This window comes from Ralstonia flatus (genome assembly GCF_958439105.1).
GTDB classification, from domain to species: domain Bacteria; phylum Pseudomonadota; class Gammaproteobacteria; order Burkholderiales; family Burkholderiaceae; genus Ralstonia; species Ralstonia flatus.
Genome location: NZ_CAUDLI010000007.1, coordinates 219,924 through 233,866 on the forward strand (window position 1 = coordinate 219,924; position 13,943 = coordinate 233,866).

A 13,943-nucleotide genomic window follows, 5' to 3' on the forward strand; every position below is an offset into this window, starting at 1 on the left:
CCTGCAGCCCAACCTGCACAAGGAGTGCCATGGACATCAAGACCATCCGCGAAACCGCCTTTGCGATGCCGCTGACGAGCCCCGCCTACCCGCCCGGCCCGTACCGCTTCATCCACCGCGAATTCTTCATCATCACGTACCGTACCGACCCGGCCAAGCTGCGCGCCATGGTGCCCGAGCCGCTGGAAGTGCCCGAACCGCTCGTCGCCTACGAGTTCATCCGCATGGCCGATTCCACCGGCTTTGGCGATTACACCGAAAGCGGCCAGGTCATCCCGGTCACCTACGAAGGCACGCCGGGCACGTACACGCTGGCGATGTACCTGGACGACCATCCGCCCCTGGCCGGCGGCCGCGAAATGTGGGGCTTCCCGAAGAAGCTCGCCTCGCCCAGATTGGTGACCGACAAGGACACGCTGATCGGCACGCTCGACTACGGCCCCGTGCGCGTGGCGACCGGCACCATGGGTTACAAGCACCGCGAGCTGGATCTGGCCGAACAGAAACGCCGCCTGGAGCGCCCGAACTTCCTGCTCAAGATCATTCCGCACGTGGACGGCAAAACCGCGCGCATCTGCGAGCTGTCGCGCAACTACATGATCGACATCGACATGAAAGGTGCGTGGACCGGCCCCGCATCGCTCGAACTGGCGCACCATGCACTGGCGCCCGTGGCCGAACTGCCCGTGCTGGAGATTGTCGAAGCGCGGCACATCATTGCAGACCTGACCCTCGGCATGGGCGAAGTCGTGTTCGATTACCTCGCGAAGTAACGCCTGCCCAACGCCATTCCTTCCCCACCACCCCTTGGAGTACACACATGTCTGATTTGAAAGGCAAAGTCGCCGTCGTCACGGGTGCCGCCAGCGGCATCGGCAAGCAGATCGCCCTAACGCTCGCCGGTTCCGGCGCGGCCATCGCCATCGTTGACCTGAACGAAGACGGCGCCAAGGCCGTCGCCAAGGAAATCACCGATGCCGGCGGCAAGGCCATCGGCCTGCGCATGGACGTGACCGACGAACAAGCCGTAGACAGCGGCATCGACCGCGTGGCCGAAGAACTCGGCTCGGTCGACATCCTCGTGTCGAACGCCGGCATCCAGATCGTCAACCCGTTCGTGAGTTATTCGTTTGCCGACTGGAAGAAGATGCAGGCCATCCACGTCGATGGCGCATTCCTGACCACGCGTGCAGCGCTGCGCCACATGTACAAGGACGACCGTGGCGGCGTGGTGATCTACATGGGTTCGGTGCACTCGCACGAGGGCTCGCCGCTCAAGTCGGCCTACGTGGCGGCCAAGCATGCGCTGCTCGGCCTGAACAAGGTGCTGGCCAAGGAAGGTGCGGCGCATAACGTGCGCTCGCATGTGGTGTGCCCCGGTTTTGTGCGCACGCCGCTGGTCGAAAAGCAGATTCCCGAGCAAGCAAAGGAACTCGGCATCAGCGAAGAGGATGTCGTGAAAAAGGTCATGCTCGGTGATACCGTGGACGGCGTGTTCACCACCGTGGAAGACGTGGCCGAGACGGTGCGCTTCCTGGCCACGTTCCCGAGCGCCGCGCTGACCGGGCAATCGTTCGTGGTAAGCCACGGCTGGTTCATGCAGTAAATCTAAGCACCCGCAAGGAGGTTGGAGGAGATATGCCCGCACCCAAACTACGCGTGGCCGCAACCAAGCGGCCCACGCCGGCAGAGTCGTCACGCCCGGCAGATGCGCCGCTCACTGCAGCGCAGCGCATCGTACTTCCCGAATACGAGAACATCGCGCTGGTGCTGCAAGGCGGCGGCGCGCTGGGCTCGTACCAGGCGGGCGTGTTCGAAGGGCTGGACGAAGCCGGCATCGTGCCGAACTGGATTGCGGGCATCTCCATCGGGGCGTTGAATACGGCCATCATTGCAGGCAACGCGCCCAAGCATCGGCGAGAGAAGCTGCGCGAGTTCTGGCAGATCATCACGCAACCGACGTTCTCGCCGCCGCTGCCCGACATCCTGGAGAACGCCTGGTTTGACGGCAACGCGCATCTGCGCAAATGGCTGACCGCCATGCAGGCAGCCGACACCCTGCTTGAAGGCCAGCGCGGCTTTTTCACGCCGCGCTTTCCGGCGCCGCTGCCGGCCAACGAGGTCGACCCGCTCGAAGCCAGCTACTACGACACAACGCCGCTCAAAGCGACGCTGGAACGCCTGTGCGATTTCGACCGCATCAACGACGGTGGCATCCGCGTATCGGTGGGCGCAGTGAATGTCCGCACCGGCAACCTGGAAGCGTTCGACAACACCGAGCGCCGCCTGCGCGCCGAGCACTTCATGGCATCAGGCGCGCTGCCGCCGGGCTTTCCGCCCGTTCTGATCGACGGCGAGTATTACTGGGACGGCGGCGTCGTCTCCAACACGCCGCTGTCGTATGTGCTGGGCTCCAAGCCGCGCCGCGACACGCTGGTGTTTCAGGTGGACCTCTGGAGCGCGCTGGGGCCCGTGCCCAATACGATGATCGGCGTGGCCAGCCGGCAGAAGGACTTGCAGTATTCCAGCCGAACGCGGCTCATCACCGATTGGATGGAGCGCTCGCAATCCACCCGCCGGCTGATGCGCAAGCTGCTCGATCACCTGCCGCCCAAGGAATTCGAGCGCACGCAGTGGTACAAGCACGCGCAGGAAATGGCCTGCACCAAGCGCTACAACGTCTTCCACCTCATCTACGCGGCCAAGGAACACGAAGGCCCCGGCAAGGACATCCAGTTCGGGCCGTCGACCATGCGCGACCACTGGGCGTCGGGCCTCGCGGACATTCGCGAATCGCTCTCGCACCCGGAGTGGCTGGAGATGCCCGACAACGACACGGGCTTCGTCACGCACGACATCCACCGCCCTCCGAGCGTGGAGCGGGAAGACAAGCGGCTTTGACGCACGCTACTGCGCTGCGTCCGCCGCACGCAGCGCAGTCGACAGCGGCGGCCGCGGCAGCGCGGCCATCCAGGCACGGCGGATCACCGCACTGATCTGCTTGTAGACCTCTTTCGAGATCACGGTTTCGGCCAGCATCGTGTCGATCTTGCTCTGGCCGATATACAGCGCGAACAGCACCAGCAGGCGTTTTTCCAGCGCGGCGCTGTAGTCGCCAAACTTCTCGCGCAGCTCGGCCAAGCCGTCTTCCGCGGCCTCGATCCGGGCGATCAACACACCGTCGAGCAGGTCTGCCATACGCTCGCCGAGCACCGGTTGCAACGATGCACGGTTGTACGCGCGCAAGCGTTCGAGCACCGTCTGGCGGCAAATGAGCAGCTCAAAGCGATCGGCCAGCGCGTTGGCCAGCGGCCGGTCCATATGCGCCACGCGGTGCAGCCACACCGCAAAACGGTAGCCTGCGTTCTTGGCCAGGATGCGCCGCGATGCGCGCTTGTAACCCAGCCGCCCCTCCGTGCGGGCTGCGTCGATCATGTCGGCGGTGTTGCGCATCATGGCGTCGAGGTTGCGGATCGAGACGAGGCCGTTGCCGTACTCGGGAATCAGCTCGCGCTCCCGCGTCGCAAGCGAAACGAGGCCGATGGTCAGGCGCTCACGCTCGGACAACGCTTCTTCCAAGTTCAGTTCGAGCGCGCCGGCCGCGACCTCCCGCCGATACACCTCCGCCGCCTGATCAGTCGCGCCCGACGTGAAATGAAAATGCCCACCGATTCGGCGCATGGTCGATTCCACTTCTTCCGTCGACATGTTCAGCGCCTGCCCTTGCAACGCCTGCTCTTGTGGCGACAACTGATCCAGCCCCAGTTGCCGCATCACCCAGCGCAAGGTGGCGCCGTTGAAGAGCACGCTCACCAGCACAAAGCCGGTGGCGAGGATGGTGACGAAATGACGATCGGCTTCGTGCACGGCCTGGTTTTCGGCCACCCCCAAGGCCAGCACCAGCGTGACGGCGCCACGCAGGCCACCCCACGCAATCGCGAGCTTGTACGCATGACTGACCGGCGCGGAGAGCTTGAGCCACGCCAGCGCGGGCAGCAGGCCAAACAGCACCACAAGGCGCGCCGCCAGTGCCGCCAGCACGATCACCGCGAGCCACAGCGCGTCTTTCCACACCACGCCGTGCAGCAGCTCCGGCACGCGCACTGCCGCCAACAGAAAGACGACCGCCCCAGCCAGCGCCGCAATCTGCTCCCAAATGAGTTGCAGATGCGACCAGTTGCGCGGCGTCAGCCGCGTGCGGCCCAGCGCGCCGATCACCAGCCCCGCAGACACCACCGACACCACGCCCGACACGCCCAACATGTTTTCCGCCACGAGATACAGCGGATACGGGAGCGCGAGCGTCCACGCGGCTTCAGCCTGGGCGATGCCGCGCAGCGCCGGCAGCAGGAATGCGGCGATGCGCCCGGCGATCAAACCAAACACCACGCCGCCGCCAAACGCCTTGGCCAGCTCACGCAGGCCAGCACCGATGGACGCATCGCCGCCGTGCCCCGTCAGCATGGCAAGCAGCACGCCCATGATCGCAATGGCGGCCGCATCGTTCAGCAGCGCCTCGCCTTCCACCAGGCGGATCAGCCGCGCCGGTGCGCCCACATCGCGAAACACCGCAATCACGGCGGACGGATCGGTCGTGGCGATCATCGCGCCGAGCAGCAGGCACGTGACGATGCCAAACGGCGTGACGGCGGCCGCTGCGAGTCCGATCACGCCCGTGGCGACCACCACGGCCACGATGGCCAACATCAGAATCGGCGCGGCATCCGGCGCCATGCTGCGCACATCGACCGACAGCGCTGCCTGAAACAACAGCGGCGGCAGGAACAGCCACAGGTAAGCCTCCGCCGGCCAGCTCGGATCGACCAGCGGCGCGAAAAACGTGGTGGCAAAGGCGGGCGCGCTGCTGCGCAAGATCACATAGGCGCCGCCGATACCGATGCCCGCCAGCGCCAGCAAGGTCGATTCCGGCAACGTCAGGCGCGAGGCCAGCATCTGCACCAGCGCCACCACCGCCAGCAGACCGCCCGCCACCAGCAACAGGATCACGACGCCGTTCACGAGGCGGTCTCCCGCGCGGCGCGCCAATCCGCGCGTTCGACATCGGTCAGGTCCGGCACGACGGCCGTGCCGGTTTCGGCAGCGGCCACGGCGGCTTCGAGCACGGCCATGACGGCCACCGCCTGCACGGGCGGGACAGGATTTGCACGCTCGCCGAGGATGGCGTCGCGCACAGCGGCGTAGTACGCGCGCTGATCGCCAGCAGGCGTTGCGACGGGGGTTTCGGTGGACGTTGCGCCGTCGATGAGCAGACCTGCGTCGTCGTCTGCGCCCCAGCCTTGCGCGCCGGGTTGCATGCCGGCCAGCAGTTGCGCTTCCTGCTGATCCATCCGCCGCTTGATGAACGAACCGCGCGTGCCGTGGACGACCCAGCGCGGCGAGCCGCCCGCCACCAGCATGCTCGCGTGAAGCACGGCCCGGCGCTCACCCATTTCCAGGACGACATGCGCCCAGTCCGGCGTCTCTGCGCCCGGCCGCTGCCGTGCGAACGAAGCGCTCACCGTATCGGGCAGGCCAAGCAGTTGCAGGGCTTGATCGACCAAGTGCGGCCCGAGATCAAACCAGATGCCCGTGCCCTGCCCCGCCTGCTCCCGCCAGCGCGCACGCACCTGCGGGCGATAGCGGTCGAAATGCGCCTCGACGTGCATGGCCTCGCCAATCGCGCCGCCCGCGATGGCGGCTTGCACGGCGAGGAAATCGCTGTCCCAGCGGCGGTTCTGGAAGACGGACAGCATGCGCCCCGTCTCCCACGCCACCCGCGCCAGATGCCGCGCCTCTGCCAGCGTGACGGTGAACGGCTTGTCCACGACGACATGCTTGCCCGCTCGCAGCGCAGCTTCCGCCAACGGCGCGTGGCGGTCGTTTGGCGCGGCGATGACGACGAGGTCGACGTCCGGGTGCGTGGCCGCCGCTTCCGGCGCGCAGACCACAGCCTGCGGCCGATCCGCATGCACCGCCTCCGGCCGATTGGAGCCGATGACCTGCAAATGCAGCCCTGGCGTGGCGTCGATCAATGCAGCGTGAAAGAGCTTGCCCGCATAACCGTAGCCGATCAAAGCGGCCCTCAATGGCATCTGATGTGATGAATGCGACATGTCGAAAAAATGGCAGAAAACAGGCGAGTCAGACGACGGCCTCGCAACTTAGTGCCCGCAACCTTGGGGTTATGACGTAAACAATTGCCTCACCCATGGTTAGCAAACGTTGCGCATCGTCAAAAACGCGCCTTAACTCTCTTGTAAATAGGAATTGTTCTCATTATTATCTGCGCCTTCACATTCTGAAGGCGCCGCACCTCGGGGGAGGGAGTCGCGTCCTACTTTTCACTTTACGGGAACTGCAATGCCGCCGAAACGTTTGTGCCTGTCTCTGGCCGTCCTTGGAACGCTGCCATTTGCCCATGTGGCAACTGCAGCCGACACCGTTGCCGCAGCCGATGCGGGCACGTTGCCGACGTCCACGGTCAAGGGCACACGCAGCAGCACGAGCTACGACACGCCGATCGCGAACACCGCCACGAAGATTCCCGTGCCGCTGCGCGAGATTCCGCAGTCGGTGAACGTCGTGCCGCGCGCGGTGATTCAGGACCAGGGCGCGCTCTCGATCAACGACACGCTGCGCAACGTGCCGGGCGTGTCGGCCTCGCTGGGCGACGCGCAGCGCGATCAGGTGACCATTCGCGGTTTCTCGTCGATCAACGACCAGTACGTCGACGGCCTGCGCGACGACTCGCTCTACTTCCGCGATCTGTCCAACATCGACCGCATTGAGGTGTTGAAAGGTCCGGCGGCCGTGCTGTACGGGCGCGGTTCGTCCGGCGGCATCATCAATCGCGTGACCAAGAAACCGCTGGCCACGCCGCTGGCCGAGGTGGGCGTCGTGGTCGGCACGGAGCGCCAGAAGCGCGCCGAGTTCGACCTGAACACGTCCATCAACGACGACGCCATCCGCGCGCGCATTACCGGTGCGGTTGAAGATTCGGGCGGCTTCCGCAACGACTATTTCCTGCGCCGTCAGGCAATCTCGCCGTCGTTCCTGTTCAACCTGGCGCCCGATACCAAGCTGACGGTGCAGTTCGATTACCTGCACGACAAGCGCATCGCTGACCAGGGCGTGCCGTCGTATCGCGGTCGTCCGGTGAACGTTCCCATCGAGACGCGCTACGGCTCGGCCGATGCGGGCGCCGGCAATGTCGAATCCACCGTCAAGAGCGTGACCGGCACGCTGGACCACCGCTTCAACGACAAGTGGTCGTTCCACAGCGTGGTGCGCAACTACGAATACTCGCTTGGCCGCAACAACTACACGACGGTCAGCCGCGTCACCGATGGGCCGATCCCGACCGTCACGCTCGCCGTCAACCAGCGCAACCGCAACGACCGCGGCACGCTGTGGCAGAACGAGCTGACGCAGAAGGCCGAGACCTGGGGCATCCAGCACACGCTGCTGTACGGCATCGAGCTGGGCTATCAGGACAAGAGCGACCGCGTGGCCGGCGCGCCGGGCACCACGACGTACAACCTGTTCAACCCCACGCTGCAGGTGTTGCCGACCGTGCCCGGCAACGCGGTGCCGACCAACTACGGCCTCTCGCACAACGAGACGTATGCAGCGTACGTGCAGGACTTGATCAAGTTTTCGCCGCAATGGACGGTGCTCGCCGGCCTGCGCTATGAAATCCTCAAGCAAAGCCGCGACGACCTGACCCCGCGCAATTTCGATCTGTCACGCACCGACAAGCCGGTCAGCCCGCGCTTCGGCGTTGTGTATCACCCGATCGAGCCGCTCTCGCTGTACGCGTCGTACAGCCGCTCGTTCCAGCCGCTGGCCGATAGCTTCACCTTCTTCCCGAACAGCGGCGCGCTGGCCCCCCAATCGACCACGAACTACGAGGTCGGCGCGAAGTACGACCTCTCGGCCGGCGCGAGCGTCACGGCCGCGCTGTTCGACATGAAGCAGACCAACCTGACGGCGGCGGATCCGGTCACGCTGCTGGGCGTGCCTATCGGCACGCAACGCACGCGCGGGCTGGAGCTGTCGTTCACGGGCGAGATCGTGAAGACGTGGTCGCTGATGGCGAGCTATGCCTACCTGAACGGCCGCCTGGAAAACCCGAACGACCGCAGCGGTGGCGTGGCCGTCAACGGCAACCAGCCGTCGCTCACGCCGCGGCATAGCGGCTCGGTGTGGCTCAAGCACGATCTGCCGAACGGCTTCTACGTAGCCGGTGGCGTGCGTGCGGAAGCTGCGCGTTACGCATCGCAGTACAACCTGACGACGCTGCCCGGCTACATGACCGTCGATCTGGGCGCTGGCTATCGCAGCAAGCAGCTTGATGTCACGTTGAACCTGCAGAACCTGTTCAACCGCGCCTACTACGTGTCGGCGCATGGCGGCGCCGAGAACTACAACATGCCGGGCGCCCCGCGCATGGCGCTGCTCGGCCTGCGCTACAAGATGTAAGCGTCGAACAGGCGAACGGGCGATGCTGCGACGGGTGCTCTTCCGCTTGCACTGGCTGATCGGGTTGTCAGCCAGCGTGGTGCTGGCCATCGTCGGCGCTACCGGCGTGCTGATGGCCTACGAAGATGAACTGCTGCGCGCGCTCAATCCCGGCGTGCTCACCCTGCCCGCACGCAGCGGCGCTGCGCCGACGCTGCCGCAGGTCGCAGCGCAGGCGCGTGCGGCCATGCCGGATCGCCCCGTCACCTTCATCACCGCTGCGTCCGACCCAACCGAGCCGTGGCGCGTCTGGTATGGCTGGCCGCCCGGCAAACACGGCGGCAGCAGCCGCGGAGAGCTGCGCTACATCGATGCCGCCACCGGCACCTTGCTGCCCGAAGCGCGCGCACAGCGCTTCTTTGCCACCGTCAAGCTGCTGCATCGAACGCTGCTGGCTGATGAGATCGGCAAGCAGATCGTCGGAGCCAGCACGGTGGGGCTTGTCGTAATGGCCCTCTCGGGCCTGTACCTCCGCTGGCCGCGTCGCGTCACGAACTGGCGAAGCTGGCTCGTGATCCGATGGAGCCGCGCCGGTCGCATCCGCTGGTGGGACGTGCACACCGTCATCGGCACGCTGGTGTTGCCGCTGTATTCGCTCGCCGCCTTCAGCGGGCTGTATTGGGCGTATGACTGGTACCGCGATGGCTTGCAGCGCCTGGCCGGCATGCCGGTTGCCGCCAAGGCAAAACCGGTGGAAGGCGCGCGACAACCGCTCGACGGTGCGGCATTGGAGCGCACGTGGAACGTTTTCCTGGCCAACGCGTCGAACTACGGAACCGCCACCCTGCGTATTGACGATGCCCGCACGGGCAAGGTCGATATCAACTGGCTGCCCGCAGATGCACCGCATGACCGGGCCTTCAACCGCTTGACGCTAGACGCCAGCACCGGCGTCGTCATCCGCAACGAATCCTTCGCCGACAAGCCGCCGATGCAACGCCTGCTGGCAGGCATGTTGCCGCTTCACAATGGACGCTACTTCGGACCGATCGGCGTCGTGCTAGTGTTGATTGGAGCATTGATGCTGCCGGTGTTTGCGGCAACGGGGTGGTGGCTGTATCTCGATCGGCGCCGACGCGCGCAACCGCAGCGCAAACACGCATCCGCAGCGACACGTCCTTGCTGAGAACGCAGGGGCGTCGACGCGATGTCGGGCGCCTCAACACAACAAGGACAACATCATGGTGATCGAAAAATCCCGCGACCTCTGCCTGCGCCCGCTCGAGCGCAACGACCTGCGTTTCGTGCACGAGCTGAACAACGACGCGAAGATCATGCGTTATTGGTTCGAAGAGCCGTACGAAACCTTTACTGAACTCTCGCAACTCTACGACCGCCACGTGCACGACCAGCGCGAGCGCCGCTTCATCTGCGAAAACGATGCCGGCGAAGCCGTGGGTCTGGTCGAGTTGATGGAGCTGAACTACATCCACCGCCGCGGCGAATTCCAGATCATCATCGCGCCCGGCTGGCAAGGTCACGGCTATGCGTCAACCGCGACGCGACTGGCCATCGACTATGCGTTCATGGTGCTGAATCTGCACAAGCTGTATCTCGTTGTCGACGTGGTGAACGAACGGGCGATCCACGTGTACGAGAAATGCGGCTTCCAGCGCGAAGGCGAGCTGATCGAAGAGTTCTTCAGCAACGGCGCGTATCACAACGCGCTACGCATGTGCGTGTTCCAGCGCGATTACGTCAAGTCGATCCGCGGCGCCAACTGACCCACAACAGCACGGCTCTACGCCGTGCGCAGCCACGCATGCAATTCGCGCTGCCCGACCTCGGTCATGTTCAGCGCCCGCGAATGCTTCTGCCGCGCCAGCCAGCCCAGCGCGATACAGCGCTCCGCCACGGCGGCCCCGAGCGCGCCTGCCAGATGCGGGCGACGTTCGCTCCAATCCATGCAACCGTAAGCAAAGCGGCGTCGGCCATTGCGCAGCGCATTCACGTCGACGCCGATGGCGGCCAGCGCCTGCTCACCCTCGGGCGTGACGTCGTAGGCGCCGTGCGTTTCATCGAGCTGCGTCAGCCAGCCGCGCGACAGCAATTTCTCCGACACCTCCGTGCCAAGCTGCCCAGCCAAGTGGTCATAGCACAGGCGTGCGGCACGCAGGTTTTCGGGCACGGCTGAGCGCCGCGGGTCGGCCGGCTTTTCAGGTGCGACCACCAGCAGCGATTCGATCATCTCCGCCACCGCCGGAGAGCGCAGCCCGAAGTATTTGTAGCGTCCGCTCGACAACGAGGTGATGAGCGCATCGGCCTCGAGCCGGCGCAAGTGCGCGCTGGCCGTGGCGGGCTCCACACCAGCGCCGTAAGCGAGTTCCTTGGCGGTGAGCGAACGGCCTTCCATCAACAGCAGCAGCATGCGGATGCGGGTCGGATCGCCAATGGTGGCGGCCACGCGGCCGATGTCCGGCTGGGTTGTCGAAGCGGTGGCTGGGGAAGATGCGGTCATGGTTCGATGGAGACCAAACTGTTGGCGCGTGACAGGCGGGCGGCCAGTCCTGAGAATGGGAGCCATCTTACTCCCGCGCCCCACGCAGATGACCGCCCCCGACACCGCCCCGCCCGCCGACGTGCTGCAAGCCATCGTGCATGCCGACCCCGCGCCCTACTACGCCGAACTGGCCGCCACGCGTCCGTTCTTCTTCGATGCCACGCTCGGCTGGTGGGTGGCCGCCGGCGGCGAAGCTGTCGATGCCGTGCTTGGCAGTGCCGCCTGTCGCGTACGGCCTGCAGAAGAGCCGGTGCCCAAGGCCGTGGCGGCAACGCCCACGGGCGCATTTTTTGGCCGCCTCGTGCGCCAGATCGACGGGCCGGATCACAGCACGCGCAAAGCCAAGGTGATGGCCGCGTTGGGCCGGCTGGATGTATCGGCGCTGGCCAGCCGCGCGCAGCGGCAAGCGCGCGCTACTTTGCCCGACGCAGCCAGCCTGGATACCGCGCTGGATGCCGATGCCCATTTTCGCGTGCCGCTCGCCACGATGGCGCAAACGCTGCTGGGCGATCACGCCGATGCGCCTGCCTGCCAGGCCGACATTGCCGCCTACCTGGCCGCGTTGGGCCCGGGGGCCAGCGCAGGGGTGGTCGCGCAGGCCGATGCCGCCGTGGGCCGCTTGCAGCAGCGCTTTGCCGACGCGCCGTTCGCCGGCAGTGACGATGACAACGACGCCGACATCGCCAATCTCGCCGCCCTCCTCGCGCAAACCTACGACGCCTGCGCCGGCCTGCTCGGCAACTGCATCGTTGCGCTGTCGCGGCACGCCGAGTTGACGGCCCGGCTGCGCGCGCAGCCGCTCGCCATCGAGCCTTTCGTGCGTGAAGTCCTGCGCCGCGATGCGCCGGTGCAGAACACGCGCCGCTTCGTCGCGCACGATATCGCGCTGCTGGGCCAGCCGCTGCGCGCGGGCGACAAGATCCTGGTGCTGCTGGCCGCTGCCAACGTGGATGGCACAACCAACCCGGACCCGCTACGCTTCGACATCGACCGCACAGCGCCGCGCCTGTGGACCTTCGGCGGTGGCGCGCACCGCTGCCCCGCCGACGCATTGGCCACCACCATCGCGGGCGCAACGGTGCGGCATCTGCTGAGCCTGCAGGATGTCGACCGATGGCTCGCCAGCCTTGGCGAGGTGGCATACCGCCCCTCCCCCAATGCGCGCATTCCCCGCTTTCAAGCTTGAAGTTGCACCCACGAACGCATCACGAAAACACCCCACAGGAGACTTGCCATGATCGCCGTCATCTTTGAAGTCGAGCCTGCACAAGGCCAGCGCGACACCTACCTCAACCTTGCCGCACGGCTGAAGCCCCTGCTCGAGCAGGTCGACGGCTTCATCTCGGTGGAGCGCTTCCAGAGCATCACCAATCCGGACAAGATGCTCTCGCTGTCGTTCTTTCGCGATGAAGAGGCCGTCAAGGCCTGGCGCAACATGGAGCAGCACCGCGGCGCGCAGCACGTCGGCCGCGACCGCGCGTTTGCCGACTACCGCCTGCGCATCGCCCACGTGGTGCGCGACTACGGCATGACCGAGCGCGACGAAGCCCCAACCGACAGCCGCGCCGAGCACGCCTGAGCGCAGGGCCAGGCACCTCTGCGCGCCCGATGTGACGCCTTTTGCGCCCGCCGGGCACCACCTTTGCTTAATCAGTCAGAACCCGCACGGTCGAGCACGCCGCATCACGGCCCGGCATGCTGCCGTGCGCAACGATTGCAAAGGAATTGTCATGAATACCGCTTCTCATGAGGCTGAAAGTGAGCCGCAAGTCGCTCCAGCCCGCACCGTTCAGAGCCCGGTGCGTTATGCCGTGGTCGGCGCGGGGTGGATTTCCCAGGCCGCGTTTCTGCCGGGCGTAGCGCAAAGCGGCAACTCCGTCGTCACGGCGCTGGTCACCGGCGATGAGGTCAAGGCCACCGCGCTGGCCGAGCGCTACGGCATCGAGCATGTCCACGGCTATGCGGACTACGACCAGCTGCTCGCCTCGGGCGATATCGACGCGATCTACCTCGCGCTGCCCAACGACATGCACCGGCAGTACGCCCTCCCCGCCCTCCAGCGCGGCATCCACGTCCTGCTTGAAAAGCCCATGGCCACCAGCGAGGCCGATTGCGAAGCGATGATCGAAGCGGCCCGCAACGGCAATGCGAAATTGATGATTGCCTACCGGCTGCATTTCGAGCCCGCCACGCTGGCCGCCATTGAACTGGTGCGAACCGGCAAGCTGGGCCGCATTCGCGCGTTCTCGGCCGTCTTCAGCCAATCGGTGGCGCCGTCCAACCACCGCGCCAACCACGGCTATTGGGCCGGGCCGGTGTCGGACATGGGCGTGTACCCCATCAACGCGGTGCGCAATCTCTTTGGCGAAGAGCCGGTCGAGGTGTCCGCCTGTGGCGTGCGTGACCCCGACCTCCCGTTCAACTTCGACGACACCGTCAGCGTGACACTGCGCTTTGCCGACCACCGCGTCGCCCAGTTCGTCGTGAGCTACAGCGGCGCCAGCATCGACCAGTACCGCATCCTCGGGACGAAAGGCGATCTGGAAGTTTCGCCAGGCTTCATGTTTGGCGTGGGGCTGAAATACCGCGCCACCATTGATGGCAAGACGCACGAACAAGCGTTTGACGCCACCGACCAGTTCGGCGGCGAGCTGCAGTATTTCTCCGATTGCATCCTCAACAACCGAGAGCCCGAGCCGAACGGCGAAGAAGGCTTGGCCGACGTGCGTGTACTGGCCGCCATCGAGCGCGCGCTCGAATCGGGGCAGCCGCAAAACCTGGGGCCGTTCCAGCGTCAAGGCCGCATGGAGACTGCGCAGGTGCGCAAGCTGCCGCCCGTGCCGTCGCCAGAACTCGTGGACGCGGCTGAACCCAGCCAGGGATAAGAAGAACCGAAAAAGAAAAACGCCCGCGACGAACGGCG

12 protein-coding genes are annotated in these 13,943 nt (G+C 65.6%); 9 read left to right on the forward strand and 3 right to left on the reverse strand.

Annotated features, from left to right (window positions below):
- Positions 1-29: 29 nt before the first annotated feature.
- From R2676_RS17460 to R2676_RS17470, 3 genes are read left to right on the forward strand one after another with little or no spacing between them, the layout of a single operon-like run.
- On the forward strand, positions 30-773 hold the full coding sequence (locus tag R2676_RS17460; RefSeq protein ID WP_062739564.1) for an acetoacetate decarboxylase: 744 nt from the start codon (positions 30-32) through the stop codon (positions 771-773).
- A 47-nt stretch (positions 774-820) separates the two neighbouring features.
- Complete coding sequence (locus tag R2676_RS17465) at positions 821-1,606, forward strand: 3-hydroxybutyrate dehydrogenase (RefSeq protein WP_045220069.1); 786 nt, start codon at positions 821-823, stop codon at positions 1,604-1,606.
- Between the two features lie 32 nt (positions 1,607-1,638).
- Positions 1,639-2,901 (forward strand): DUF3734 domain-containing protein, encoded by a 1,263-nt coding sequence (locus tag R2676_RS17470; protein WP_206274467.1) that lies wholly within the window; start codon positions 1,639-1,641, stop codon positions 2,899-2,901.
- 6 nt (positions 2,902-2,907) lie between these two features.
- On the opposite strand, the gene R2676_RS17475 is transcribed toward R2676_RS17470, so the two are convergent.
- Positions 2,908-5,019: a cation:proton antiporter gene (locus R2676_RS17475; protein ID WP_206274468.1), complete on the reverse strand. Its 2,112-nt coding sequence runs from the start codon at positions 5,017-5,019 to the stop codon at positions 2,908-2,910.
- The gene (locus tag R2676_RS17480) at positions 5,016-6,092 is read right to left on the reverse strand and encodes an oxidoreductase (RefSeq protein ID WP_316857510.1); all 1,077 of its coding nucleotides are present in this window, start codon (positions 6,090-6,092) and stop codon (positions 5,016-5,018) included. Before R2676_RS17480 ends, R2676_RS17475 begins: the two co-directional genes overlap by 4 nt.
- A 268-nt stretch (positions 6,093-6,360) precedes the next feature.
- Between R2676_RS17480 and R2676_RS17485 the strand changes: the two genes are divergently transcribed.
- The 3 genes from R2676_RS17485 to speG are packed head-to-tail and all read left to right on the forward strand — an operon-like array spanning position 6,361 to position 10,244.
- Positions 6,361-8,481, forward strand: a complete 2,121-nt coding sequence (locus tag R2676_RS17485) for a TonB-dependent receptor (RefSeq protein WP_206274470.1) — start codon at positions 6,361-6,363, stop codon at positions 8,479-8,481.
- A 22-nt stretch (positions 8,482-8,503) separates the two neighbouring features.
- Positions 8,504-9,646, forward strand: coding sequence for a PepSY-associated TM helix domain-containing protein (locus tag R2676_RS17490; RefSeq protein WP_206274471.1), 1,143 nt, complete (start codon positions 8,504-8,506; stop codon positions 9,644-9,646).
- A 55-nt stretch (positions 9,647-9,701) separates the two neighbouring features.
- A complete protein-coding gene (gene speG / locus R2676_RS17495; RefSeq protein ID WP_206274472.1) occupies positions 9,702-10,244 on the forward strand; it encodes a spermidine N1-acetyltransferase in 543 nt (180 codons plus the stop codon).
- A 17-nt stretch (positions 10,245-10,261) separates the two neighbouring features.
- On the opposite strand, the gene R2676_RS17500 is transcribed toward speG, so the two are convergent.
- The gene (locus R2676_RS17500) at positions 10,262-10,978 is read right to left on the reverse strand and encodes an ArsR/SmtB family transcription factor (protein ID WP_147215655.1); all 717 of its coding nucleotides are present in this window, start codon (positions 10,976-10,978) and stop codon (positions 10,262-10,264) included.
- An 88-nt stretch (positions 10,979-11,066) separates the two neighbouring features.
- Here R2676_RS17500 and R2676_RS17505 point away from each other — a divergent pair, with 88 nt between their 5' ends.
- The 3 genes from R2676_RS17505 to R2676_RS17515 all read left to right on the forward strand — a co-directional run bounded on the left by R2676_RS17505 (position 11,067) and on the right by R2676_RS17515 (position 13,905).
- Positions 11,067-12,206 carry a cytochrome P450 gene (locus R2676_RS17505; protein WP_206274510.1) on the forward strand — a complete coding sequence of 380 codons (1,140 nt, stop codon included), beginning with the start codon at positions 11,067-11,069 and terminating at the stop codon, positions 12,204-12,206.
- Positions 12,207-12,254: 48 nt separating this feature from the next.
- Positions 12,255-12,599 carry an antibiotic biosynthesis monooxygenase family protein gene (locus R2676_RS17510; protein ID WP_103519081.1) on the forward strand — a complete coding sequence of 115 codons (345 nt, stop codon included), beginning with the start codon at positions 12,255-12,257 and terminating at the stop codon, positions 12,597-12,599.
- A 151-nt stretch (positions 12,600-12,750) separates the two neighbouring features.
- Positions 12,751-13,905 carry a Gfo/Idh/MocA family protein gene (locus R2676_RS17515; RefSeq protein WP_206274473.1) on the forward strand — a complete coding sequence of 385 codons (1,155 nt, stop codon included), beginning with the start codon at positions 12,751-12,753 and terminating at the stop codon, positions 13,903-13,905.
- The last annotated feature ends 38 nt before the right edge of the window (positions 13,906-13,943 follow it).

Coding starts and splice junctions, on each gene's coding strand:
- R2676_RS17485 (WP_206274470.1), top strand. CDS start 6,361: ATGCCGCCGAAACGTTTGTGCCTGTCTCTGGCCGTCCTTGGAACGCTG.
- R2676_RS17470 (WP_206274467.1), top strand. CDS start 1,639: ATGCCCGCACCCAAACTACGCGTGGCCGCAACCAAGCGGCCCACGCCG.
- R2676_RS17515 (WP_206274473.1), top strand. CDS start 12,751: ATGAATACCGCTTCTCATGAGGCTGAAAGTGAGCCGCAAGTCGCTCCA.
- R2676_RS17510 (WP_103519081.1), top strand. CDS start 12,255: ATGATCGCCGTCATCTTTGAAGTCGAGCCTGCACAAGGCCAGCGCGAC.
- R2676_RS17460 (WP_062739564.1), top strand. CDS start 30: ATGGACATCAAGACCATCCGCGAAACCGCCTTTGCGATGCCGCTGACG.
- R2676_RS17505 (WP_206274510.1), top strand. CDS start 11,067: ATGACCGCCCCCGACACCGCCCCGCCCGCCGACGTGCTGCAAGCCATC.
- speG (WP_206274472.1), top strand. CDS start 9,702: ATGGTGATCGAAAAATCCCGCGACCTCTGCCTGCGCCCGCTCGAGCGC.
- R2676_RS17480 (WP_316857510.1), bottom strand. CDS start 6,092: ATGCCATTGAGGGCCGCTTTGATCGGCTACGGTTATGCGGGCAAGCTC.
- R2676_RS17490 (WP_206274471.1), top strand. CDS start 8,504: ATGCTGCGACGGGTGCTCTTCCGCTTGCACTGGCTGATCGGGTTGTCA.
- R2676_RS17465 (WP_045220069.1), top strand. CDS start 821: ATGTCTGATTTGAAAGGCAAAGTCGCCGTCGTCACGGGTGCCGCCAGC.
- R2676_RS17500 (WP_147215655.1), bottom strand. CDS start 10,978: ATGACCGCATCTTCCCCAGCCACCGCTTCGACAACCCAGCCGGACATC.